The sequence below is a fragment of the Fusibacter fontis genome (genome assembly GCF_055378735.1).
Genome location: NZ_AP042445.1, coordinates 1,027,871 through 1,053,405, shown reverse-complemented (window position 1 = coordinate 1,053,405; position 25,535 = coordinate 1,027,871). Strand labels below are relative to the sequence as shown.

The window sequence follows — 25,535 nt, the reverse complement described above, 5'->3', positions numbered from 1 at the left end:
CTAATATCCGGATGAGTATTAGCTTATAATGATCCACTAATGATGTATTATATAGTAATCCAAATGATTGAAATCAGTGTTTATATTATGAAATTATTAAGTAGGAGGCAGTTGAAATCTAATGACTTAGATTTACAACCGCCTCTTTTTTTGCAATTGTTTTTATTTCAGAAACGCTTTGTGCTATACTTGTTGTAATTAAACGCATCAAAAAACGTAAGTTGAGGTGGCTTTGTGAATAAAAAGGATGAGTTATTAACATGGCTTATTGAGGAAATGAATAATAATGATAGGGGATTTACTGCCGATGAAGTGGCAGAAAAAGCTCATTTAAGTCGTTCCGTGATTAGTCGATATTTTAATCAACTTGTCGTGGAAAAAAAGTTAGAAAAAAAAGACGGCAGGCCCGTACGATTTAAACTAGTCAATCAAAGTATAACTGAGTCTGAAAAAGTCGCATTTGATCTCATTGGTTCAAATGGAAGTCTAAAAAAAGCAGTGAAGCAAGCTCAAGCGGCTGTTCTATATCCTCCTAGCGGTCTTCATACTTTAATATATGGAGAAACAGGTGTTGGAAAATCGTATTTTGCCAGAGAAATGTACCAATACGCACTCAGTAGTGGAAGAATCTCTTCAACATCGCCATTTGTCGTGCTGAACTGTGCAGATTATGCAGATAACCCTCAGCTGTTAATGGGCGAAATATTTGGTGTAAAAAAAGGTGCTTACACGGGTGCGGATAAAGATCGCGAGGGCCTTCTTCAAAAGGCAAATGGAGGGATGCTATTTTTAGATGAAGTTCATCGATTACCGCCACAAGGACAAGAGATGCTGTTTACATTTATGGATTACGGACATTTTAGGTCGCTTGGAAGTAACCAAGATATTACTGGCGTAACGGTACAGATCATCGCTGCCACAACGGAAAATCCTGAATCTGTGTTACTTTCTACATTTAAACGCAGAATTCCGATATTTATCGAATTGCCTTCACTCTCACAAAGAACTATTGAAGAACGCAAACTATTGATTCAAATGTTCTTGAAACAAGAAGCACTTCGTATTCATAAACCCATTGCAATTAGCAGACATGCATTTATATCGTTGTTACTTTATGAGTGTAAAAACAACATTGGACAACTGCGCACGGATATTCAACAAGCTTGTGCCAAAGCATTTTTACATTACGTTTCACATGATGAGGTGTATCTAAAAGTAAGAAGCATTGATCTGACACCTGAGGTAAAAGCTGGTTATAATCTATATAAAGGAAAAAGGCAGATCGTGGATCAACTTTTACCACCATCAGAAGAGACGCTTTTAACCGATCAAGAGATGCAAAAGAGCGAGAAAAGATTAGAACCATCTGATTCTGAAAATTTTTATAGCGATATCGAAGAAAAAGTACTGGAATTAAAGAGGCAAGGTGCAGATGAAGAGACGGTTCGTCAGGTCATTAGTGCGGATATCGATCTTCGATTTTCAAAATACCTTCAGTCGATGAAAGGGAAAAGCACCGATAGCCTCATTGAAAAAGTGGTCGATCCAGTTTTAATCGAACTTTCTCATAAGCTAATGAACATTGAAAGCGAACGATTAAAGAGAGAGATTTCACCTTCGTTAAAAGCAGCATTTACGCTTCACATGGCAAGTGCGATTGAACGCATTCAAAATCACCAACCGATTTTCAATCCAAAACTCAATCAAATTCGAGTAACACACATGGAGGAATTTATCATTGCGATGGATTTAGCAAGGGAGATAGAACTTGCTCTTGGCATGATTCTTCCAATTGATGAAATTGGATTTATTACGATGTTTTTATTAGATCACGAGTCGGAAGAGCAAAATCCTCAATTAGATTCAGTGTCACTTTTTGTGCTGATGCATGGTAAATCCACTGCCTCAAGTATGGCAGAGGTGGTAAATGAACTCATAGGGGATTCGCAAGTGATTGCATTTGACATGCCGCTTTCCATGCCTGTTGAAGAGATGTACCGAAAAGTTTCCGATTATATTGAGGCGCACAATATCAAACAAGTGCTCTTAATGGTGGACATGGGGTCGCTCAGCAATTTTGGCGAGATGCTCTATGAGGATTTTGGAATTGCCACTCGAACTTTGACACAATGCAGCACGCCGTTGGTACTTGAAGTTGCGCGAAAAGTGACGACTGGGATGACCTTAGAAGAAATTTACCGAAGTCTTGATAAAGGCTATATGCCCTCTCGATCCATGGTGCGACATGAGATTGGAACAGACAAACTCCTTATATTAACAGCTTGTTTTACAGGCGAAGGGACAGCGGAGCGCATGAAGCGCATACTAGAAAAACGCCTTTCTAAGTATCCAACTGTTCAAATCGTAAGTATTGACTTAGCTGATCGAAGCAAATATCTTGCGACCATTGACTACTATAAAAGTCATTATCGCTTAATCGCGATTACCAGCACGCTCAACATACCAATTGAACAAGTTCCTGTTTTTTCGGCATATGACTTACTTCATGAAGAGAGTTTAAAGCAAATGGAGCATATTGTCGAAGAAGCGTTATTATTAGAAGATATTTCAAAGTCCATACAGGAAACAGTTGAGTATCCAAGTTACGAACTTGTAAAAGTTGCAAGTGAGTTTATTGAATCCGTAGAGAAAAGTCTTGGAAAAGTCCTTCAAGCAGATGCGCGAGTGGGTTTTTTACTACACGTCGTATTTTATATTGATAATAAACTTAAGGGAAAGATACTGAAACCCTTTGAAGCGTACCGGACGTTTTTACTTGATCATGGACCTGTGTATGATAAACTTACAGCGTCATTTCAACTGTTAGAAAGTGCATTTGCCATAGAAATTCCCGTGGAACAACGTGCTTTTTTATGTAAAGTGATATTATCTAACCTAGATCAATAGAGATATTGTGCAACAGTGTGCAAAAATATCTTGTGTGCAAACAGTGTGCAAATTTATTGTGCACTGTTTTTTTAACTAAATAATGGACGAAAGTGTTCAAAATACATAATATTAAAAAAATAAGACTCTTTTTAAAAGTTGGCACGCAACTTGCGTATATATAAGTGCAGACATAAAGGAGTAAGTCATGGAGCAAATTTTTATAGGCATCGATGGCGGTGGTACAAAGACGCACGTCATCGCAGAAAATTCAAAAGGCGAGAAATTTGAAGCAATATATGGAGGATCCAATTATCATGTGATAGGTGTTGAAACCTTTTCAAAGATGTATGAAGAGATTCTCTCTCAAGTTTCAGCACATTATGGCGTAAAAAAAGATCAACTAAGTGTGGTATTCGGCGGCGCAGGTGTCGATACAGAACAAGACAAAAATACGTTGCTGGGTGTTTCTAGAGCACTTGGCGTTCAAACACATTTTGTCAATGATTCAGTCATTGCACTCGTTGCAAATGTTGGTTCGCTAGATGGTGGCGTCTTGATTAGTGGTACGGGTTCAATTGCACTTGCTTGCGTAAATGAAAATTTTACAAGAGTGGGTGGATGGGGACCACGAATTGGCGATGAAGGGAGTGGCTATGCACTTGGAAGAGACCTTTTGACCTTGTGTGCTCATATGATTGATGGGCGTGCAGAAAGAACAGAAGTACTCGAAAGTGTATTCAAACACATTGGAACCGATGAAAATAACTTATCCGATTATGTCAATGTTGAACATGTCACAAAAGATCAGATTGCAGCATTGGTACCGATTGTATTTCAGTATCAAAACGATACAGAAGTTCAAAAGATCATCCAAAGGGCGACTTTAGATCTCTATCGACATGTAAAAGTTCTCGATAGCATCATGCCAGATGCATTTCCTATCATTCTAATAGGCGGTGTTTTAACCAATACGCCAATTGGACAAGGATTGATCGATTTTGCTAAAGAGAAAGCCATAACACGACCGATCGTTATCGGTACTGTACCACCGAGTTGTGGCGCGCTGTGGCTAGCAAAAAGAGGAGGAATAAAATGAAAATTGTATTAGTATGTTCTGCCGGAATGTCTACTAGTATGCTCGTAAAACGCATGCAAGAAGCTGCAAGTGAAGAGCAGTTTGATGTAGAGATCGTTGCAGTCGCAGAAGCCGAAGTGAGTAAAATCGAAGAAATCGATGTACTCATGTTAGGACCACAAGTCAGATATTTAAAATCAAAGTTTAGTGCCCTTGAAGCAAGCGGAACGCCCGTTACGGTAATCGACACTGTTAAATACGGCACGATGAATGGCAAAGCTGTTTTAAGCGATGCCAAAGCACTTTTGAAATTATAATTTATTAAGGGGGAATTATTTTGAACGCTTTTATCAATTACATTGAAAATAAGTTTGTTCCGGTTTTCGCGAAAATTGGATCACAAAGACATCTAGCAGCTGTTAAAGATGGTTTTATCTCATTGGTACCACTTGCAATTGCAGGATCTTTTGCGACATTAATCAATCAATTGCCAATTGAACCATATAAGAACTTCATGGCGAAAACATTTGGCGAGTCATGGACTTCATTTGGCGGAAACATCTGGTGGGGAACATTTGCCATTATATCGATTTTCTTAGCATTTACAGTTTCATATTTCTTAGCTAAAAGCTACAATGCAGACGGATTATCTTCAGGTCTTATCTCACTTGCGACATTCTTTATCTTGATGCCACAAGTCAATCCAGATGGCGCATGGGGCAACATCCATTGGGGTTACACCAACTCGATGGGAATGTTCGTCGCAATTATCGTCGGTTTAGTCAGTACAGAACTCTTTGTTCGTCTTTCAAGAGCTAAGTTTTTAGTGATTAAAATGCCTGAAGGCGTACCACCGGCAGTATCAAAATCATTTGCTGCTTTAATTCCAGGCATGATCGTACTTGCTATTGCTTCATTTACAATGATTGCATTTACAGTTGCAGGTACAAACTTCTTTAGTGTCGTAGTGAAATATGTTGCGACACCACTTACAAATGTAGCGGATTCTCTTGGCTCAGCGATACTCATCGTATTTATGACGCACTTCCTTTGGTTCTTTGGCTTACATGGATCAAACATCATCGGCGGTGTTATCGAGCCAGTATTGTTACCATTATTAACTAAAAATACTGAACTTGTTAAAGAAGGCGTTTCTCAGTTTTCAGATAAACTTCACATCGTGACAAAACCATTTTTAGACGGATTTGTTTACCTTGGCGGAGCTGGAACGACACTTGCACTTCTCTTCGCAATCTTGCTCGTAAGTAAAAGAAAACAATATAGAGAAATTGGTAAACTTGGAGTAGGACCAGGACTCTTTAATATCAACGAACCTGTAATTTTCGGTATGCCACTTGTTTTAAATCCAATTCTCTTCGTACCATTTATATTTACACCGGTTATTTTAACCATCATTAGTTATACGGCTATTGCAGTAAAACTCGTACCACATACAATTGCCATTATTCCTTGGACAACGCCGCCAATTATCGGTGGTGCAATTGCAACTGGAAGCTGGCAAGGTGGTGTATTAGCAGGCATTAACTTATTAATTGCAATTGCAATTTATATCCCTTTTGTTTTGATCGCTGATAGAGCTGAGATCAAAAAAGAACAAGCTTAAGTCCCTTAATATCCCAATTCCAGCATGTGTAGGAGGAAACTCCTGCACTGCCACCAGCTTCTAATAGTGCATTTATTAGGAGTTGATGACAGTGCTTCTGGAGAAGGACAATTAGAAAATCATTAAATATAAGAGGTGAATAACGTGGAGAGTATCATTTTTTCTTTAATATCACATAGTGGCGAAGCGAGAAGCTTATGTATGGAAGCCATGGCAAAAGCGCGAAATGGAGAATTCACTCAAGCTGACGAACATTTAAAATCTGCAGAAGAGTGTTTAATAAAAGCACATGCCGCTCAAACCGAACTGATTCAAAAAGAAGCGGGTGGTGAAAAAACAGAGATATCATTGCTTTTAATACATGCACAAGATCATCTCATGAATGCCATTACAATCAAAGAATTGGCTTATGAAATAATCGCATTATCAAAAGCTATTTCAAGTAAATAGTGGAGGCTGTATGAGACAAATTGGTTTATCAATTTATCCGGAGTATGCGGATGTTGAAAGCATTCAAGCTTATATCAAACGCGCTTCAGAACTTGGATATTCTCGCATTTTTACGTGCTTGATATCAGGTGGTGGTTCTCGCGAATCTGTAAAAGAAACATTTGGCGTATGGACGCGATATGCCAATTCACTTGGATTTGAAGTAATTGCAGATGTATCGCCCGATGTGTTCAAAGCGCTTGAACTAGATGCATTAGATCTCGGTTTTTTTCATGAACTTGGATTGAAGGGCATTCGACTAGATCTTGGTTTTTCAGGACAAGAGGAAAGTCAAATGAGTTTTAATCCATATGGAATTTCTATTGAACTCAATGTGTCCAATGGTACACGTTATGTGGACAATATTTTATCGTATCAGCCGAATCAGCGAAAAATTATCGGTTGCCACAATTTTTACCCACATCGATATACGGGTCTAAGTCGCGAACATTTTATTAAGACGTCTAAGCAGTTCAAAGATCTTGGCTTTAGAACGGCTGCATTTGTCAGTGCGAAAAGTGCAATCTATGGACCTTGGAAAGTTTCTGAGGGCTTGTGTACTTTAGAATCTCATCGTGATCTTCCTGTTGAAACTCAGGCGAAAGATCTCTTTAATACGGGGTTAATTGATGATGTCATCATAGCCAATATGTTTGCGTCGGACGAAGAACTCATCGCACTTTCTAAAGTCAATCGTGAGCTTTTAACATTGAAAATTGAACCAGTAGTGGCTTTAAATGAAGTTGAAGAAAAAATTCTCTTTCATGAACCCCATTTTAATCGAGGCGACGTTTCAGAATATATGATTCGTTCGACACAAAGTAGAGTAAAATATAAGCAAGAGACATTTGAATTAAAAAATCCATCGGATATGATCTGTGGCGATATCATCATAGAATCAAGTCTATATACGAGATATGCAGGAGAGTGTCAAATTGCTCTAAAAGAAATGAAAAATAGCGGTAAATCAAGTGTCGTAGCAAGAGTTGCTGAACACGAACGGTATTTATTGGCTGAAATAAAACCATGGCAACATTTTGCTTTTGAGAAATAGGAGGAAACATGATTCAAATAGAGTATATGATTGAAAATGCATCGGGTTTGCATGCAAGACCTGCAAGTATGCTTGTGAAGGAAGCAACGGGCTATCAATCGGAAATTAGTCTCGTTAAGAATGATAAAAAGATCAACTGCAAGTCGATCATGAGCGTATTATCCGCTGGTGTTAAGCAAGGTGAAACCGTCACTTTTGTCTTTGATGGTGCAGACGAAGAAATCGCATCAGAGAAATTTAAAGATTTCTTAAATGAGTCTTTTAAGGCAGTATAAAAAATAATGACGTTAAGTATCTGTGGAATAGGATACTTAACGTCATTTTTTATTTTGTGTAAACTCGATTAAATTTTAGCTGGAAGTGATGCGACTCATGATAGGTTGCATGGCTTGATAATCCTCAGTGCTGTAGAATTGTCTCGATTTAAGATAATTTGGAATATACTGCTGAACCCCATTGATGGTAATGAGTGCATGATTTTTAGCAATCTCAAGAGAGTAAATATTTTTGTCATATGACAAATTGCCGATACAATTGAGTTTGAGCTTCAAAGAATGGTCGAGATTAGGAATATCCATGAGCGTCAACATCTTTTTACAGCGTCCTTTAAATGCCCGTTCTGGATCTAGGTTGTCGATTTCTTCATTATCAAAGAGGAAATTGATCACAAACCAATCATCTTCTATTTCAATGCCCGTTTTGCAGAATTCATTGATAAATTCTCTATTTTGGTTTGCTCGACTGATTCTAGAAAACTCTTCAATCTCATCGACAAATGCCAAAAATTCATCAGGATTTTGTAATCGCGTAATTCGAAATCCTTCGAGGGTATGGTTGCTGATGCTACTGAAAAGATCCTGCATCGTTAGAAATTTAGACGTGGTGCGGCTTCCCATTTTTAGTTCATTTCCACCGGATTTCATAAGCGGAATGGATTTAAACACGTTGAGATTTCTCATGAGTAAATACGCACTCATAATCCCGTGCTGATAGGATTCGAGATCTAATGAAAATTGAACAAATAACGAATCATTCGTTATGAGGCTAATCTCAAAAGCGTGTTCCTCCATAAATGACTTGATTTCATCCTTATTGGATTTCCAGTAGGGCTTGTTGATACTTTTGATGCTGCCATCATCACGAGCGACAAATATTTTTTTTACCATTTCAAGTGTAATGCTTTGTTGATTTCTTGGATTGATATTGAAAGTATAGCTCATCATTTGAGTCAATTTTTCAATAAAAGGCATCTGAATAGGTTGATATTTAAAATCAAATTCTTCGAAGTGATCGATACCAAAATACGGTAAAATGCGCTTTACAGAACTATTGATTTTTTTGATTTTCTTTAAGGGGTATCCGAGATCGTGTGTTAATGCACACAGACATCTGAGTGAATCGGCATCGGGAATACTATGGTAGACCGTTTTCAAATCATCGAGTAAATCGCCTTCGATTCCAATTTCTTCACAAATTTCGATCATATCGCCAAGCATGGTTTTTTCTTCGTACATCGGGTGAATGATAGACTTAAAAGCTTTTTCACGAGCGAGATATTCACCTAAGAAATATACCCATAGGCAGTGTAACGTGTGATCCCTGTAAAATGAATCAGATGCGAAGATGAGTTCTTCAAACTGAACGTACTCATCAAAGTATTCAAACAGTTTGTCATACCCACCTTTATCTGGATCAATATGGCTCATGGAAGCTTCGAAAAGAATTTTCCAAAGTGACTTTGCCGAGGTGATTTGATCGTGCATGCTATCGTGTCTAATTAAGTCTTGGATCAGCCGTGTGATTTCCTTTTTAAAAAATTCATGTCCTGAAAGAAATGTCACTTGGTCTGTTTCAATCAGCTTTAGATAATACTTCAAGACGTCTTTTTCTGATATAAAATTCATGGGAGTTCCTTTCGTATGTAGTGGATTAGATGTAAAACACATTCTACAAATATAATTATTTTACACTAAATCAAGGCTATTTACAATCTATAAATAACCATGAATCAATAAATGCATCCGTTAATTGATTGAAAAATAAAATCCCAAGTACCTATTGATGAATAAGATACTTGGGATTTAGCATCGTGTTAACGATGGAATCATTGACTCAACTTATAAGCTTTAAGCGCCATGATAATGGCTTGTTCTCGTGTTGCCATGCCGTATTTCTCTGCGAGCTGTTTCGAAGTGATGCCTTTTGGCATGAATTCTCCAGCAGCATTTCCAACGATGATGCCATTTTTCGCCATGTATTTGACTTGAGCGAGTGCCCAACTGGAGATGTATTTTTGATCTGGAAAATCTTTTACGCCAGTCACTTCAAAACTTGCAGTTGGTGTAATGGCTTTAAGTGTGCTGACGAGCATAACAGCACATTGTTCTCTTGTAATGAGCATTCTTGGTTCAAATTTACCTTTTCCCATACCTGACGTAATACCGAGTCTAAATGCTTTTAAAATTTGACCATTATTGGTATCGTTAAATGGATTTGGAGAGGTGGATTCTGCGGCTTTTCCCGTCACTTTTTCATATAAAACAACTCCAAGTTCTGCAAATTCTTCTCTTGTGATAGGCTGAGTTAAATCTGCGCCATTTAAAATACTAGGAATAAGTCCGAGCGCTTGAGCTTCGATTAAAAGTGGTTCTGCCCATGTATTTGCATCGCTCCATCCAGTCATCCCCTTTGAGACAACACTTGAATAAGGGCCAAAGATTTTTCCAGTCTTGCCACTAAGTGCATAATTTACTTGATCAAATGCATATCTCAGTTTGATCTGATACACAGCAGCGGAATAATCCTTTTGGCTACCAAAGAAGTCTACAGCATCAACAGTGATCATTTCGCCATATGCACTGTCATCTCCCTGAACCCAATTGCTATCTCCAACTTTGATCCATGTTTCTATAAGGACTGTATTGGCAGAGATGGAACTGAGCTTATCCAAATCGGTGTGATGCTTTTCCGTCTGAATGGCAAGATAAGGTTCTCCAGAAGGATATGTTTTCATCTCGATGGATTTGATCACTGGTGCGTGGTTGATGAGTTTTTCTGGATCTTCAACGCTTGAATTTGTGTAAGCAACGGTGTTTGACCAAGTTGAAAACGTATGAACTGCGCCATTGGGTCCTTGATAGCTGACGACATAACGTGCTCTAAAAGTCCATGTATGTGTATCAAAATAGCTCTTATTTTGTGGGATTCCAACACTTGAAAAATGAACATCAAAAAATTCATCTTTGAAATATGTCAATGCAGTCGTAAAGACATTATTTCCCACAGGGCACTGAAAAGAGAACGATTGATCGTTGGCTTTCGTTTCACTGTCCCAATCGCTTGCATATTGCCAATTTCCGTTATCCACTTTAAAATCTAACTGCATTTTGACATATAAGTTGTAGTAACCACTTTGGTTAAACTCTGAATTTGGGTTTTCGGAGTTTTGAATAAACTGTCTTAAATCTGCTGGAACTGTTGAAGTGACGTAAAATCCTTTAAACGCACCACTGTTGTCAGCTGCGTGAAAAGTCACGCCAAGTGTTTCTGGCGCTGAGAAGGTTGTTGGAGGGGTATAAGCGTATAGTGGTTGAGGCACTCCGCTAAACATAAATACCGTGATGATCAAAAGAACAAAAATTTTAGTTTTCATACAAGTTTTCATAAAACACTCCTTATACATTTGATTTGGATGAATCCACATCGCCGCACGATAAATCGTCGTCATTTCATACCGCATGCAAATAACGACGGCATAAAATACAGGTTACTTATACCCTTTTAAGCAAAAAAATGACAAAGAAATCAGGTGGATGTCAATGACAAAAAAAGCAAGAAATGTCCTGTTTTATGCTTATAGATGATTTATAATAAGTGTATGACCGGTCGACAAAGTACGTGATGGAGGAATGAAACTTGATAGAATATCTTCAAAAAACAGTTGATTATGTAGAAATGCATATAGATGAAAATCTCAGTTTAGATCAAATCGCAAACTATCTTGGATTTTCGAAATTTTATCTCAATCATATGTTTAGCATCTACACAGGATTATCAGTGATGGCATATGTGCGAAAAAAGAAATTGGAGTATGCACTGGATTTGCTGAAAACGGAGAAGCGAATCGTCGATATTGCATTTGAAGTTGGATACGCGTCTGAGCGCGCATTTTCGAGGGCAATTGTCAATGAATATGGTCAATCTCCAAGTTATTTTAGAACACATGATGTGATTAAAACGAGGAATCTCGTTATCTACAATCTGGGGCTTGATGCAGATGAAGAACGCATTTTATCAGGATTTCCTAAATCGTTTGAACGTATTAAAACAAAGATAGAGGAAAAAGGAGTCGAGCGTATGAAAAGTTATTTGAGTGATGTGCGATATGAAGTGATTGATAAAATGACAGTTTTAAGTGGAACGGCAGTTGGAAATGAACCAGAAGAGGAGATTATTCAGCGAATGCATCGACTTGGTGACATCTATCATTTAAATGTTTTAAGGACATTTGGATTTGATTCTCCTGTAGAAAACTCTGCAGATGTGATGCAATTAAGAGGGTATGAATATTGGCTTTCAGTGGAGGAATCAGAACTTGCACAGGTGCCATCTCTAAGTGGATTTGATTTTGAAGAGTCGCATATTTGTATCAAGCAAATTCCAGCGTATCGATATGCAACTTTGCGTATCACAGATCCGTTTGCAGATCCTTTTGAAAGAATCGGAACTGGCTGGCGTTATCTAGTGAGTTGGCTTGAGGATCGTGATTTTAAAGAACATGATTTTCATCCTAACCCTGCCCTAAACTGCTTGGAAGAAGTAAAGGAAGTAGAGGGTGTGACGGTTATGGATATCTACATCCCAATTGATATCAAGTAGAGAAAAGATTAGAAAAAAGATTAGAAAAAAGATTAGAAAAAAAGCGATTGACATAATATAGGTCAATCGCTTTCGTTATGATGCAGCATTTATGCACTTCAGCCTTTATGCTTTTACAATACAAGATAATAAAAATGATTCTCTCATTTTGCCATATCCAAGTTTTTTTGCCCACTTAGTATCGAGCTTAATTAAATCGCGATTGCTGAGCACTTGAGTTTTTTTAATCTCGATTCCAAATGGTCGATATAGGTTCTGAAGCGTCTCTTTGACATAGGACGGAGTCAATGCAGGCAGCTCGCGTTTTATCATCATGGATTCTTCAATATCGCTTGAATAGGTAATACAGATGTCAATTGTAGCCCCTAATCTTGCGATTTTGCGGATATTGCTTAAAAGGACGGGACACCCTTTTACAAGACCATCTCTTAAACTTCCCCATGGCAGATGAATCGTGATTTTATCAGCGATGCCTGTTAATTCTTCTGGTAATGCTTCTGCAGTCGCTACGACATATACCAAATTGCGTATAGACTGTTTTTTTGCTCGTTTCTCAGATTTTATCGCATACTCAGACATGACTTCCTGGCATGCATCAATTCCAACATATAAAACATCTGAGTTTTTTTGAGATTGTCTAAAGGCGTATTCACCTTCACCAGTTCCCAGATCCACATAGATTTGTCGATAGTTTTTACAAAGATCCATCCATTCAGATGGGGTCATATTTCTACATTCTTTTTTCATCATGGTTTTCATAAAGTCTCTCCTCCGAATTTTTAAAATAAAACATTTTAAAAAAATCGGTGGAGGTCCTCGGATGCGAAAACTGTTCTTATACAGTAATCGAGAACATCCAAGTACTTTGCCAGATGAAATAATTACTCGTTATTATCTAAATCTGTATCGGTATCTCATATGAAATCACCTTCTCAACGATGGATTATAGCACGGTTATTAGATGACATTCAGCCTCTGTGCTATTATTCATAATATAATTATTTTTTTCCATAAAATCAATGAATGAAATTCAAAGAAATTGTAAACAAATTTAAATACCAAAAACATATTCAAAAAATTTTCAAAAACATATTGACCTTCGCCTTTGGCGAAGGTTTAGAATTATGTTATCATAGATTAGAGGAGAACAATATGTATACAATTAAAGAAGTAGCAAAATTATTAGGACTCAATGCAAATGCCATTCGCTTTTATGAAAAAAAGGAATTGATCAAGCCGCAAAGACATGAAAACAACTATCGTGCATATTCAATTGAGGATATCGGTAGACTTCAAACCATCATGCTCTATCGCAAGATGGGATTTTCTATTGAATCTATAGAAGAAATATTAAATGAAACAAATCTACTCGAAGTCTTTACTGCACAATATAGGCTTTTAAATGAACATATTCATGCGATGACACATATACGTGAGACCATGAGTCACTGTGTTGAGACGATGATTAATGAAACGAGTATCAATGAAAGCGTATTGAATGAAATGTCGAAAACAGCTGACTGGATAGTCGCATCCAATCAATGGAAAGACAAATGGCATTTTGATAATTGGGCAAATCGTTATGACGAGGAAATCAGGGTGTATACTGGAGGACTTGATTTTTATGCTCACTACGATCAAGTACTTAACAAAGTTTGTGAGCATACGCATGATTATTTAGGTCATTCTAATAAATCATCTCATAAAGAAAAAGGCGTTGTTGTTGAAATAGGCATTGGAACAGGGAATCTAGCGCGACGTATAATTGATAGCTGCCAGAATGACACTCAATATATCGGAGTGGATCAATCGCTCAATATGCTCAAACTTGCAAAAAGTAAATGCCCAGAGAGTGAAGTGAGAATGGGCACATTTCTACAATTGCCACTTAACCAGCAAACTGCAGATGTGATCGTGACATCGTATGCTTTTCATCATTGCAATGATGTAGAGAGAAGACTTGCAATCCAAGAAATGAATCGTATTTTAAAAAGACAAGGAAGAATTGTCATTTCGGATTTAATGTTTAAAGATCAAGCTTCGAGAGAAGCATTTGAAAATACTTGTACAAGTGAAGAAAAGTATGAACTTGAGGATGAGTTTTTTGCAAATGTGGATGAAGTTGTATCCATTTTTAATGATTTTGGTTTTTCCGTGGAAATTGAGCAGATAGACGCACTAATTTGGAATGTCATCGCAACAAAGTAGAAAAAAGGATCAAAGGTGGCAATATGGATCAAGAATTAACTTATTTCAGTAGAGGAAGCTACGAAGGTGAGATTTACGAGATCCCATTAGTTGTTATGGAGGATTTTACAAAAGCAATTGAAAAGCGATATCGATTGATATTGGTGAAAGAGGGAACTGGAATTGTAAAATTAAACGGTGTGAAACAGCACTTTATAGCACCTTGTGTGTTTTGTCTGCCATGTGGCATATCAGAATATCAGATGATTTCTGAACATGCAGTGCATACGAGAGAAATTGTTTTTCACCCACTATTTTTGAATCCAAACTATGAAGAGGTTGACCCTGAAATTTTATGGATATTGGCATTTCAGTTTCGATCTGAATTTTATCAAGGCGTGCTACAAGTGGATTTGCTCACGTGCCAGCGGATTGAACAGCTCATGAAATCTCTTGATGAAGTTTTACAGACAAGTGTTGATGCTCTATGGGTATGCCGTGCGCGATCTTATCTTATTGAAGCTTTGGTAGTCGTAGATCGGCATTATCTGAGAACCATTGAAATCGTTCAAAAACAAAAATCTCACCAAGTAGCCATGATGATACCAGAGTATTCAACTCTCTTAAATGATCTGTTGAATTATCTGCACACACATTATAATGAATCCATCTCAATTGAAGGGTTATGCCAGATTTTCTTACTGAATCGCACCACATTAAATCAGCTTTTTAAAGAGAGTATTGGCGTGACCATCACTCAATATTTGATTCAACTAAGACTCTATCTCGCTAAAACGATGCTGTGTCACACGCTTCTTAGTATAAGCGAAATTATGGAGCGCGTTGGATATTTTGATATGACGCACTTTAATCGGGCATTTAAGCAACATGTGGGCATGACACCGAGTCAATATCGAAAACAAAATAAAGAGATTTAGGTGAATAGGCAACAAGCAATTGGCAATAGGCAACAAACAGTTGGCAATATGTAATAAGCAATTGGCAATAAGCAACAAGTAACAAGCAATAGACAATAGAAATCAGAAATCAGAATACAATTAAATTGCTAAAAAGCCCATTTTATAAGCAAAAACGCGCTAGGTTCTCCATTTGAAATTTTGTATAGTGATTTAGAAGAGCACCGATGAAGTGTGAGATCTATCAATGTGGAGGATACTATGCGTTTAATGAAGAGTAAATTGAGGATTTATCTCGGTATTTTTATATTTGTATGTATCATACTGTTCGTTCTTAAAAATCAACTTGGCATAAATAAAATAACCTCAGATGAAATCGCTTCAGATCAAACCGTTTCAGACGAGTTGCTGATATGGGAAGAAATCAAAACGATGACAGTTGAACACTCTGCTTATTACGCGGGATTTTATAATGAAAACTTGGGTGTGACGGCAGGGTATCATGGAGCGACCTATGTGACGAAAGATGGTGGTGAACATTGGAATCCAGCCATCAACGAAGCCAATTGTCGCTATGGTTTAGATTTTTTAGACGAGACAACTTTTTGGACGGTTGGAAATTATGGTGGCAATCGTGTTTCAACAGACGGTGGTGCAAAGCTATTTGCTGTAACAGACCTACCGCTTATAGAAAATTATCCCAATAATCTGGTATGTATCCTATCGGAAACGGACAGTGTTGTAGGCGCGCCACTTCGTTTGGCGTATACACAAGATGGTGGAAAGTCTTGGGTAGACTACTCCTTACCGATAACAGACGAATGGCTGATGGGGATGCGATTTATAACGATTGATGAAGGGGTCGTACTCACTGAACGTGGTGAACTTTACGAGACGAAAACACGGGGAGAGAAGTGGTCGAAAATCGCAACGCTCCCTGTTGTAAAAGGCATCAGGTACAGCGAAGCTGCCACAGTGGCGATGCACTATGATCCGGATGGCATCACGACAATTGTCTATTTAGATCAAGATGATCATCTGTACGGTTTTCAATTAGATCAAGAGAAAAAATGGCGACAGATCTCTATTGAAAAGAGTGATTCAGATGCGTCACCACACTTTGAATCCGTGCCTTATCTGTCACCAGATGGAACTTTGCTGACGACCGTTGATATGTTAGGCAATATTAAGTTATACCGTTTAAAAAGGTGATTATGTAATTTCCGAAATCATGTAATTTTGGCAAATATGCAGTATCCACTCTTGATTAATAATAATTGATACGTCATAATTAAAGCATTAATGCATTCTGCGTTGATGCTTATTTTTATGATGAGGTGATGAGACGATGAAGAAAAGATGGATTTTATGGATGCTGATATGTGTTGTAGTATTGACTGTTACAGGCTGTCAAAGCAAAGAAGACAAAGCACTTGAAGAACTATTAGATGATTATCGCGCAATTGATTTTTCCGAAGATCTTGAAGAGCAGTTTGTCGATCTAAAAGATTACATAGAAGAACTTGAAGATGCAGACCGAGCTTCAGAAGAACTTGAAGAAGACAAAGACAGACGCATTAAAAAATCTGAAGAGCTTTTAGCTTATGCAGGGGATTTAATTGAATTTCAATCGGCATTTGAAAGTCCAGAAAATGGAGAAAAGCTCGTCGCTTTGATGTCAACTGTTCCTGATAAAAAAATCGGGAGATATTTTGATGAAATTTATTTGGAATCCGGCGTAGATTTAGAATCTTATATGAATGATTATTTTTTATATCAACATAAAAAATACATGAATGATTGCATGAACGGCGTAAGTGCGTATGCTGTAGAGTACTTTACTGGTGATTATATTTTAAGCTTTGACGACTATATCGGTGCCGCGTTTGATTATTTTGATGAATTATCGGTATTAAAAGAGATGATGGATGGTTGTGCACAAAATGCTATTGATCTCGTTGCAAGCGAGTATAGTGCGTTACAAGCAGATTTTGAAACGTTCAATTTGGAACCAATGACCTCAACGAGTGGTGAAATTTCGGGGTATAGTTATTTTGAAAGCTTTGAAAAACCGTCGATGCGAGTGTATTTAACGGGGCCATCAGAATCCTTAATAGATGCATGGATAACAACCCTCACGACGGATAAAAGCTCGATGTACAATGATTACTATTTAAGTGCATCACTTGATGATGATGCGGTTAATGTCGTGACACATGACACATTTTTAGTCGCTGACGACTATGCAAAAATCATTGTTCGAAATGGCTCTGATGAAATGGATATTACAGAAATGAATAAAAACGTCGCAATCGTTGACCTTTCGTACTCTTCTTGTACTTTAACGTTTTACAAATACACCGAGATGACGAAAGAAGATGCGGACATGTTTTTAGGGTTGCTAACTGAACCGGGGACAACCATTGAAGTGACAAGTACTCAAGGGGACGTATACACCGTACCAGAGACATTTTTATCAAATGAAGCATTACAAAAGATTTTAGTATTTTTAAGAAAAGCAAATGAAATTATGAGATAGTAAAATTTGAAAAATCAATAATAGAGAAGCATTCAATGAAAGTGGGTGAGACGATGGAAACAACTATTTCATATACGCATTATTATCATGAGGCAAAAACGAAGGGTAAAAAAGAATATAATCGCTTAAAAGCTCAAGGTCAATCAGGGCATTTAAGCTCCTTAGATGGGCTTTTAAGAGATGTAGAAATCGTCGGGAATATCGGACTTGGCACCTTTGAAATTCCACTTTCTAAAATAGTTGGAACTTATTATAACGCAAGAAGGATGTTGTTTTCCAAAAGTTTTTTACCCATGGGAAATGAACAAACAGAGTTTAGTCACAAATGGACAGAAGTCTGTAGGGCACAACTGACGGAAGGGTTAAGAGATCCAATTAAAGTTTATGAGTACATGAATTACTTTTATGTTGTTGAAGGAAATAAGCGCGTCAGCGTCTTAAAGTATTTTGATGTGGCGTCTTTTCCTGCTGAAATCACAAGACTGATTCCCAAATTTGATGAGTCAGATGAAGATGTGGTCAATTATTATGCATTTATGGCGTTTTACGAAAAGACCAAAATCAACAGTATTTGGTTAAGTAAACATTATCGCTATGAGCGTCTATTATCTTATTTAGAGGCATATCAACCTGAGCAATTGAACTCGGATCAAGTAGAGGAAGAACATTTAAGGTATAAGCATTTTGAAAAATACGTCTATCAACCATTTCGAACAATTTATAAAGAAATGGGTGGCGACAAAATCGCAATGACAACTGGTGACGCATTTTTACTCTATGCAAAACTTTATAAGATCCGTGAACCGCTAGATGAAGGTCAATTAAGGACATTGATGCCAAATTTGCTTCTAGAACTGACAAACTATGGAACCAATGAAGAACTGGAAATCGTCACAGATGCAGAGGATATCAACCGCAGCAATCTCTTAAGTTCGCTATTTGCGCCAAAATCTTTGAAAGTTGGATTTGTATATGCAAGAGATACCGTAAAGTCGGGCTGGACGTATTCACATGAACTGGGAAGAAAGCGCATTGAAGCGTCGTTTTCAGAGCAAGTTGTCACAGGGTCAATTGAACAGGTTCCAGAAGATGAGTCTGCTTATGAGGTCATTAAAGCATTTGCAGTTGAGGGAAATTACGATGTGGTATTTACCACGAGTGAAGTGTTTAGAAAAGCGACTGTAAAATGTGCCATGGAACTGCCCAAGGTGAAGTTTTTTAATTGCTCTGGAAATAGACCATATGTCCACATGGCGAATTATTTTGGTCGTACCTATGAACCGAGATTTTTAACGGGAGTTATTGCAGGCGCTATGACGCAATCTAATGTCATTGGATATACCGCGACCAATGAAAACCCTGAGGTAATCAGTGCAATAAACGCATTTGCACTAGGCGCAAAACTAGTCAATCCAAGAGCGCGCGTCCTTGTCGCTTATACAGGGGAGTGGAATAACCCTCAAAAAAGTACCGATTTGGCTGAGTGTTTAATCGATAGAGGTGCAGATATCATCAGTAATAAGAATCTAGTGGTTCCAAGAGATGTGACTTGGGATTATGGCGTCTATGCCATGCTATGTGATATTGACCCTGAAACCCATCAACCTAAGCATTATTTAGCAGCACCCATCTGGAACTGGGGCATATTTTATGAAAAAATTATTGGTAGTCTCTTAAATGGATCCTATCAACGCATGATTTCAAGTTCTAGTCAGACACAGCGCGTAATCAACTTTTGGTGGGGACTCGACCTAGGTGTTGTGGATCTGTATATGGCAGATGAGTGGATTCCCAAAGATACTGCAAAACTCGTCAAGCACCTAAAGCAAATGATCATAACGGAGCAGTTCCATCCATTTTCAGGTCCAATTTACAGTCGTGATGGCATATTGATAGTCGATGAAGATGAAACACTATCAGCAGATGAAATCATGAGCATGGATTGGTTTGTAGATAATGTGGAAGTTGTGAAGTGATTTAGGAAAAAGAAACGGATTATATGGCAAAATACAAACCTTGTGGAGATACAAATCTTCACGAGGTTTTTTTATACGTTCGAGATGGGAAAATCGTCGAATGTTACTTTTGATACAAATAAATACAACCACAAAAACCGCATGATTGTATTCAAAGTTTCACATTTTACTTTGTGAATTTAATCGAATATAGTTTTGTAAAAATAATAGTTAGCATATTGTAAAATTCTGAATTGTCTGTATAATGAAAATTAAGTGGTACAATATCAAAATATGCTAAATCAGGATAGTTTGATGAAAGAGCTTGTGCCCTAGCTTAGGTGTATTTAATGAATGTAGGCTGCTCGATAAAATACAGGAGATGAAGGTTATGAAAAGAAAAAAAATGTTGATTTTTATTTTGTGTGTAGTCGTCGTTATTCTTGCTTATCTGGTTAAGCTTTTATATTTTCCTGTAATCTACCCAACAAAAAGCTCACCACGGGAATTATCCCTTGTCAAGTACGGTGGATTCAATACAGAAAAACAAGTGATTACGTTACGACACACGACTGGAGATCATCATTCTGCAAAATATACACTTACAATTGAAAATGGTATTCGAATTCAAGAACCGCAATTTTATCAACTACCAAAACTGGATGACGGAACGATTGAGGTCGATTTAGAGTTTATAGGAGTTGAAGCAGCTAGTTTTACCATGGTATACAATAAAGCAAGTGACTTTTATGAAAATGGGTTGTTAATATATCTTGACACTGACTTCAATAGCCAATTTATCTGGGATAAAGATAATTATGTATATCACGACCGATACGTCCATTTTATTTCAGGAGATAACAGAGTATGTTATTTTAAAAAAGCAGGTTCTTCAGAATGGACTATTGTAACAAGTAGTCCACGATTGAGAATGATTCCGCGTTATGAACAGCCGTATTTAGTATGGGATTCTAAATGGAGAGACAATAAGTGGGTTGAAGAAGTTTTAGTCAAATAGAAATTTAGCTCTTTTGTGACTTGTGATCATTTGTATTACATGCTGGAAGTGATGCCAGATAAATATCACGATTTTTTGGATTAAATAGCTGTAATGAATGAGGAAGTCCTTTACATTTCAAACGGATTATCAAGTTCTATTGAAATAGCAAAACAATACCCTATAATAGATTTTACGAACCATAACATGTCGATTTTTGAAATATTTATCCTGCTAGGAGGAATCGATGAGAAGTATTAAACAAATAGATTTGATTATACTAATTTTAGTTATGATTGTGTTTATGTCAGGTTGCTCACTTGGAACAAAAAATAATACGATAATTAGTACTGAGAATCTGACTGCTACTACAGAATCATCTGAAGTGACCTCAACGCAGAGTTCAAGTGAGACATCAGATTATACCGAATTTGATAATAATCCATACTGGCAAAAACTCTTTGAAGAGACCCAAATGATTGGAAAATCATTTGGTGAGCTATCAAAAAATGAAACTTTTTATTACTGGGATGGTATGAAAGATCAGTATATTTTTGGCTATATGTATGGTTACTATTTTCCTGAATGCATATGGAAAGAAGGGGTTGTGAACACTGCAGTTGCTGTCTCCATTGACAAAATTTTGCAAAATAATCAGATGACTTTTAATACGGATGAATTGACAAAGTATTTTGGGAATAATTTTCAAGAAAAAAAAGATGAAGAAGGAAACTCATATTACGAATTCTTGATTGATGGGTATGAATACATTTTTCCAAAATTAATTGATGAAAATATTGACTATTATATTGTAATAAAAAATAAAGGTACATCAATTGGATTTGATGATTTTAACTTTAAAAAAATCAATTATGTCACAATTGATCCCAATATAAGAAAAGAAAAACAATGGCAAGGAATTGAAAGATTTGTAAGCCAACTGAGGCAAGATCAATCGAAAATTTTAATAGATAGCATCAATTGGGTGAACGAAAAGGATCTCAATGAGTATACAGATTTTGATAAAAATATAACTTATGGATTTGACAGTGATGGGAAATGTGATTCAATTTATTTCCCTGCTGAATATTTAATCGGATCTGAAAACGAGTCATTGACAATGGATGAAATGATTAATCGATATCCAGTATCTTTTGTCTGGGGGAACCGTGACGATTGTGGATATCAATATGAATTCGATGATATTACAGTAAGACCACAGTCTGATGAAACGGGAACTGTTAAAAAAGATGATATGGTTTATTTGAGTATTCAAACATCGTATCCTATAAACAGAGGCAATGGTAAATAAAGGGAAGTTTTGGACAACAGACATTAGCATCGGTAAATACATTTGAAGATTCCTAAAATTATTAACATAATAAATTTGAAATACATTATAATCACTAGAATTGGAGGACTGATCAAGTGAAAAAGTATCCTATGAAATTAATTGTTACACTGATATCAATACTTGCACTGACAGCATGTCAATCAACTGATACAAAAGTAGATACAACTATAGATGCTGACAATTCTAATGCAAATCAGACCGCGACTATCGAATCAACAACTGAAAGTCCAGATGAATCGGATATTTTAATCTGTGTTGGCAAGTCTTGGAATGAGATAAAGAAAGAGCACCCAAAAGGTGGAGTAGTAATTGATCAAAAAGGTTTATCTGATGCAGTTGCAATATGCTATGGCAATGAAAATGATCCTTATTTATACTACTTTTTTGGAGTACAAACAGGTGATCATATGAAAGTAATCAATAAGTTTGGAGATGACTTGAGATGTGCAGGAATAATTACTACTACAGAAATACTATTTCCAAGTATGTTGGATGAAATGACTTTTGATGAATTCTTTGCAATGATTGGTGTCTCGGAGTATGAATATGATCCAGATGATGGTATGTTAAAAGGACTTTTGTTTTTTACCTATAAAGACATGAGAGTGACGCTTAATATTAACGAGATAGATGAAAACGGTGTTTGGATGGATTCAGAAGAACAAGTAGTCAAAAAAACATCTATTATGACTATATATAATAAACAAACCATCATTGATAACTATGCGTTATTTAAAACCGTTAATAATAATTAAATTCTAAACTTCGCGTCGGATTGGGAAATTGTCTTTATATCGTTTTACTCAAAACACACTACTAATAAAGTGATTCATTAAAATAACCGCGATCGGAGGACTGATCAATTGAAAAAGAAGCCTATGAAATTAATTGTTACAGTGATATCAATATTTACACTAACCGCATGTCAATCAACTGCAACAAAGGAAAAAACAACTATAGAAGCTGACAATTCTAATGCAAATCTGACTACAGAAGAAGTCTCAACAATTTCAACAACAAAAACAATCCTTATTGGGAGAAAATTATCGATGAAACTCATTATATTGGGATTGATTTTGAAAATGCAGCTAATGATACGATAATCTACTATTTAACGGACAATATGGCTCAGTATATTGTCGGTTTTGAACACGGCTATTATTTCCCTAATTTAGTTTGGGAAAATGGAGCTGTGAGTACAGCAATCACTATTCCGCTAGAAAATATTTTACCTGAAGATCATTCAACGTTTTTACCTATAGATATTTCAACCTATTTTGGAACTGACTATGTGAAGCAAAAATCAAGGAATGGAGCACAGTATTACCTTTATAAAATCGAAGGATTCGAGGTCCTATTTTATGAAATCCCAATAGAAGGTATAAACACTTACGAGTATGATATCTTAATTAGAGAAGAAGGGACTTTCGTTGAAATGGAAGATATATCAGGAATAAAGTCTACTATGATTGTCATTAATCCTGAAGAAAGGAAAGAGAAGAAGTGGCAAAAAATCGAACAATTTGTTCAAAAGCTTGGTCAAGATAAATCTTCGATTCTGACTGAAAATGTTAATTGGGTAAAAGGTGATGATTTTGAATCATACATTGATCCTGATTTAAATATAACGTATCTGTTTAATCAAGACGGTAAGTGTGAGGATATTTTCTTCCCGGCTAAGTATTTAATCGGCGAAGAAAATCAATCAATGTCGATGCAAGAAATCGCTGACACTTTTTCTGTGCCATTAAGTTGGAGTAATTATGAAGAATATCTTTACGTATTTGAATTTGAGGATATTACACTTAGACCAATTTCTGATGAAAATGGAATAATTAACTCAGATAGCACAATTTTTTTAACAAAGCAACATTCGAGTTTTTCTGACTGAGTAGAAATTTAAATGCGCCACCTTATGAAGACGAAATTGTCTACAAAGATGGCGCATTATTTATTATATCTCAATCACACAGTAATCAAACGCATTGACAATTCGCGTGTTTTTATACTGGTGTTCACGATTTGGTGCAATCCCATAATTGAGGTGCATGTGACCGTGAATCATAAGCTTTGGTGCGTACTGATCCAAAAGCTTTATAAAGCATTTGTAACCCGTATGAGCTTGATCTTTTCCATCGCCAATTCCAAATGCAGGAGCATGGGTAAGTAAGATATCAATCCCTTTTCGATATTTAAGGGCATTCTTTCGGATGCGCCAACTCATCTCAGATTCTGTAAACTGTAGTGGTTTTCCGTTGTAGGTCATACATCCACCGAGACCAGCGATTCTGAGTCCTTTAAACTGGACAATACCTCCGTCGATACAGTCACAGCCTTCAGCAGGATGATCGAGTAATGAGACATCGTGATTTCCATGGACGTAGAGGAGGGGTTTATTGACGATGGTTACAACATAGGAAAGGTAATCTCCTTTTAAATCTCCAGCGGCTAATATAAGATCAATATCTTTAAATTTATCGGGATCATAAAAATCGACTAAGTGTTTGCTCTCAGTATCCGAGATGATGAGCAGTTTCATGGTGCCTCCGGTTTTTAATAGTAGAATGCTTTTATTGGTAAGACGTTTCTATTTTTAGTAGCTTACTTTCAAGTCGCACACGCAAGTCTTTCATCCAATCGGGTTCGTCACTTATGACCACAGATAAACTGCGTTTAACGCGGGCGTATTGATAGAGTTGTGCAAAGCGACGCATCAATGGAAATGTAGAGATTTGCTCACTTGAGAGGGTTGTCACTGACTGATAACCATCTAAAAATGCCTGCTGAGCGCTTGCTACATAGCTTTCATCGAGTTCATTTTCCATGGAATCAAGCGCTTGTACAATATCCATAGTATACCAATGATACATGCTATCGTCAAAGTCAATCACTGAACAAATACCAGATTCTGCATCATAAAAGACGTTATCCAGTTCAAAATCATAATGAACAAGACCGTATGTTTCATCTGTTTGTTCAAGCTCAGAACATGCCAAACGCAAATTGGATAATGCTGTCATCAAATAATCAGGTGCAAAGTGTGCTTTTAGTTCACATTCAATCCAGTCCAAAGTTTCAAGATGTGACCATTTTAAAGCGGGAATTGATTGAAGGTGAAGCTCTTGACCATATAGTTTGGAAAGTTGATGCAATCTTCCTAGTGTCTGACCATAAACATTCATGATATCTGATGAAAACTCAACATCCTCAAGAGAGATGCCTTTAACACGCTTGAATACACTTGCATAGTAAGTGCCCCATTGGGTATCCAATGTGAGATAGAGATGGCCCTCAAGGGTAAGTACGGGTTCAAGCGCCGGAAACTGCTGTTTCACTAAATACTGAATATAATCCAGCTCGCCCTCTAAATTTTGGGCGAGTTTTTCTTCTGTTGGGGCAAGTCTTAAAAACTGAACCTGTCCATTGACTTTAAATGGGTAGATGGCATTTGAAGAAATTCTAAAGTATTCGAGCATTTCTTCTAAAGTATCTGTATCGTAATTCCAATGTGTTAAGGCTTCTTTTGCCAATTCAAAGTTTTCAAATAAATGATTTAATTTTAACATAGTCGTCCTTT

Annotated in this window: 22 protein-coding genes; 17 read left to right on the top strand and 5 right to left on the bottom strand. The window is 36.9% G+C overall.

The window, feature by feature from the left end:
• Positions 1-234: 234 nt before the first annotated feature.
• The 7 genes from ACZ41W_RS04680 to ACZ41W_RS04650 all read left to right on the top strand — a co-directional run bounded on the left by ACZ41W_RS04680 (position 235) and on the right by ACZ41W_RS04650 (position 7,406).
• Complete coding sequence (locus ACZ41W_RS04680) at positions 235-2,907, top strand: sigma-54-dependent transcriptional regulator (RefSeq protein WP_464313726.1); 2,673 nt, start codon at positions 235-237, stop codon at positions 2,905-2,907.
• A 187-nt stretch (positions 2,908-3,094) separates the two neighbouring features.
• A complete protein-coding gene (locus ACZ41W_RS04675) occupies positions 3,095-3,985 on the top strand; it encodes an N-acetylglucosamine kinase (protein ID WP_464313725.1) in 891 nt (296 codons plus the stop codon).
• Complete coding sequence (locus tag ACZ41W_RS04670; protein WP_464313724.1) at positions 3,982-4,281, top strand: PTS sugar transporter subunit IIB; 300 nt, start codon at positions 3,982-3,984, stop codon at positions 4,279-4,281. Before ACZ41W_RS04675 ends, ACZ41W_RS04670 begins: the two co-directional genes overlap by 4 nt.
• 20 nt (positions 4,282-4,301) lie before the next feature.
• Complete coding sequence (locus ACZ41W_RS04665; protein WP_464313723.1) at positions 4,302-5,588, top strand: PTS sugar transporter subunit IIC; 1,287 nt, start codon at positions 4,302-4,304, stop codon at positions 5,586-5,588.
• A 144-nt stretch (positions 5,589-5,732) separates the two neighbouring features.
• Positions 5,733-6,038, top strand: coding sequence for a PTS lactose/cellobiose transporter subunit IIA (locus ACZ41W_RS04660; protein ID WP_464313722.1), 306 nt, complete (start codon positions 5,733-5,735; stop codon positions 6,036-6,038).
• A gap of 10 nt (positions 6,039-6,048) precedes the next feature.
• Positions 6,049-7,131: a DUF871 domain-containing protein gene (locus ACZ41W_RS04655; RefSeq protein ID WP_464313721.1), complete on the top strand. Its 1,083-nt coding sequence runs from the start codon at positions 6,049-6,051 to the stop codon at positions 7,129-7,131.
• 8 nt (positions 7,132-7,139) lie between these two features.
• Complete coding sequence (locus tag ACZ41W_RS04650; protein ID WP_464313720.1) at positions 7,140-7,406, top strand: HPr family phosphocarrier protein; 267 nt, start codon at positions 7,140-7,142, stop codon at positions 7,404-7,406.
• A 75-nt stretch (positions 7,407-7,481) separates the two neighbouring features.
• On the opposite strand, the gene ACZ41W_RS04645 is transcribed toward ACZ41W_RS04650, so the two are convergent.
• Positions 7,482-9,035 (bottom strand): hypothetical protein, encoded by a 1,554-nt coding sequence (locus ACZ41W_RS04645; protein ID WP_464313719.1) that lies wholly within the window; start codon positions 9,033-9,035, stop codon positions 7,482-7,484.
• 200 nt (positions 9,036-9,235) lie between these two features.
• Positions 9,236-10,795 (bottom strand): S-layer homology domain-containing protein, encoded by a 1,560-nt coding sequence (locus tag ACZ41W_RS04640; protein WP_464313718.1) that lies wholly within the window; start codon positions 10,793-10,795, stop codon positions 9,236-9,238.
• A 251-nt stretch (positions 10,796-11,046) separates the two neighbouring features.
• Here ACZ41W_RS04640 and ACZ41W_RS04635 point away from each other — a divergent pair, with 251 nt between their 5' ends.
• Entirely contained in the window at positions 11,047-12,009 is a 963-nt protein-coding gene (locus ACZ41W_RS04635; protein WP_464313717.1) for a helix-turn-helix domain-containing protein, read from the top strand.
• Positions 12,010-12,114: 105 nt separating this feature from the next.
• On the opposite strand, the gene ACZ41W_RS04630 is transcribed toward ACZ41W_RS04635, so the two are convergent.
• Complete coding sequence (locus ACZ41W_RS04630; RefSeq protein ID WP_464313716.1) at positions 12,115-12,768, bottom strand: class I SAM-dependent methyltransferase; 654 nt, start codon at positions 12,766-12,768, stop codon at positions 12,115-12,117.
• 393 nt (positions 12,769-13,161) lie between these two features.
• On the opposite strand from ACZ41W_RS04630, the gene ACZ41W_RS04625 reads away from it, so the two are divergent.
• The 9 genes from ACZ41W_RS04625 to ACZ41W_RS04585 all read left to right on the top strand — a co-directional run bounded on the left by ACZ41W_RS04625 (position 13,162) and on the right by ACZ41W_RS04585 (position 23,849).
• Positions 13,162-14,217 carry a MerR family transcriptional regulator gene (locus ACZ41W_RS04625; RefSeq protein WP_464313715.1) on the top strand — a complete coding sequence of 352 codons (1,056 nt, stop codon included), beginning with the start codon at positions 13,162-13,164 and terminating at the stop codon, positions 14,215-14,217.
• Between the two features lie 23 nt (positions 14,218-14,240).
• A complete protein-coding gene (locus tag ACZ41W_RS04620) occupies positions 14,241-15,134 on the top strand; it encodes a helix-turn-helix domain-containing protein (protein ID WP_464313714.1) in 894 nt (297 codons plus the stop codon).
• A 240-nt stretch (positions 15,135-15,374) separates the two neighbouring features.
• Positions 15,375-16,325 carry a WD40/YVTN/BNR-like repeat-containing protein gene (locus ACZ41W_RS04615; RefSeq protein ID WP_464313713.1) on the top strand — a complete coding sequence of 317 codons (951 nt, stop codon included), beginning with the start codon at positions 15,375-15,377 and terminating at the stop codon, positions 16,323-16,325.
• Between the two features lie 136 nt (positions 16,326-16,461).
• Positions 16,462-17,652, top strand: coding sequence for a hypothetical protein (locus ACZ41W_RS04610; RefSeq protein ID WP_464313712.1), 1,191 nt, complete (start codon positions 16,462-16,464; stop codon positions 17,650-17,652).
• A 35-nt stretch (positions 17,653-17,687) separates the two neighbouring features.
• Positions 17,688-19,628 (top strand): BMP family ABC transporter substrate-binding protein, encoded by a 1,941-nt coding sequence (locus tag ACZ41W_RS04605; RefSeq protein WP_464313711.1) that lies wholly within the window; start codon positions 17,688-17,690, stop codon positions 19,626-19,628.
• Between the two features lie 370 nt (positions 19,629-19,998).
• Positions 19,999-20,625, top strand: a complete 627-nt coding sequence (locus tag ACZ41W_RS04600; protein ID WP_464313710.1) for a hypothetical protein — start codon at positions 19,999-20,001, stop codon at positions 20,623-20,625.
• A 226-nt stretch (positions 20,626-20,851) separates the two neighbouring features.
• Positions 20,852-21,916, top strand: coding sequence for a hypothetical protein (locus ACZ41W_RS04595; RefSeq protein WP_464313709.1), 1,065 nt, complete (start codon positions 20,852-20,854; stop codon positions 21,914-21,916).
• A gap of 116 nt (positions 21,917-22,032) precedes the next feature.
• Positions 22,033-22,713 (top strand): hypothetical protein, encoded by a 681-nt coding sequence (locus ACZ41W_RS04590; RefSeq protein ID WP_464313708.1) that lies wholly within the window; start codon positions 22,033-22,035, stop codon positions 22,711-22,713.
• A gap of 368 nt (positions 22,714-23,081) precedes the next feature.
• Complete coding sequence (locus ACZ41W_RS04585) at positions 23,082-23,849, top strand: hypothetical protein (RefSeq protein WP_464313707.1); 768 nt, start codon at positions 23,082-23,084, stop codon at positions 23,847-23,849.
• Positions 23,850-23,912: 63 nt separating this feature from the next.
• Here the strand turns inward: ACZ41W_RS04585 and ACZ41W_RS04580 are convergent, their stop codons facing one another.
• Positions 23,913-24,497, bottom strand: coding sequence for a metallophosphoesterase family protein (locus ACZ41W_RS04580; protein ID WP_464313706.1), 585 nt, complete (start codon positions 24,495-24,497; stop codon positions 23,913-23,915).
• 31 nt (positions 24,498-24,528) lie between these two features.
• Positions 24,529-25,524: a phosphotransferase enzyme family protein gene (locus ACZ41W_RS04575; RefSeq protein WP_464313705.1), complete on the bottom strand. Its 996-nt coding sequence runs from the start codon at positions 25,522-25,524 to the stop codon at positions 24,529-24,531.
• Positions 25,525-25,535 lie beyond the last annotated feature (11 nt).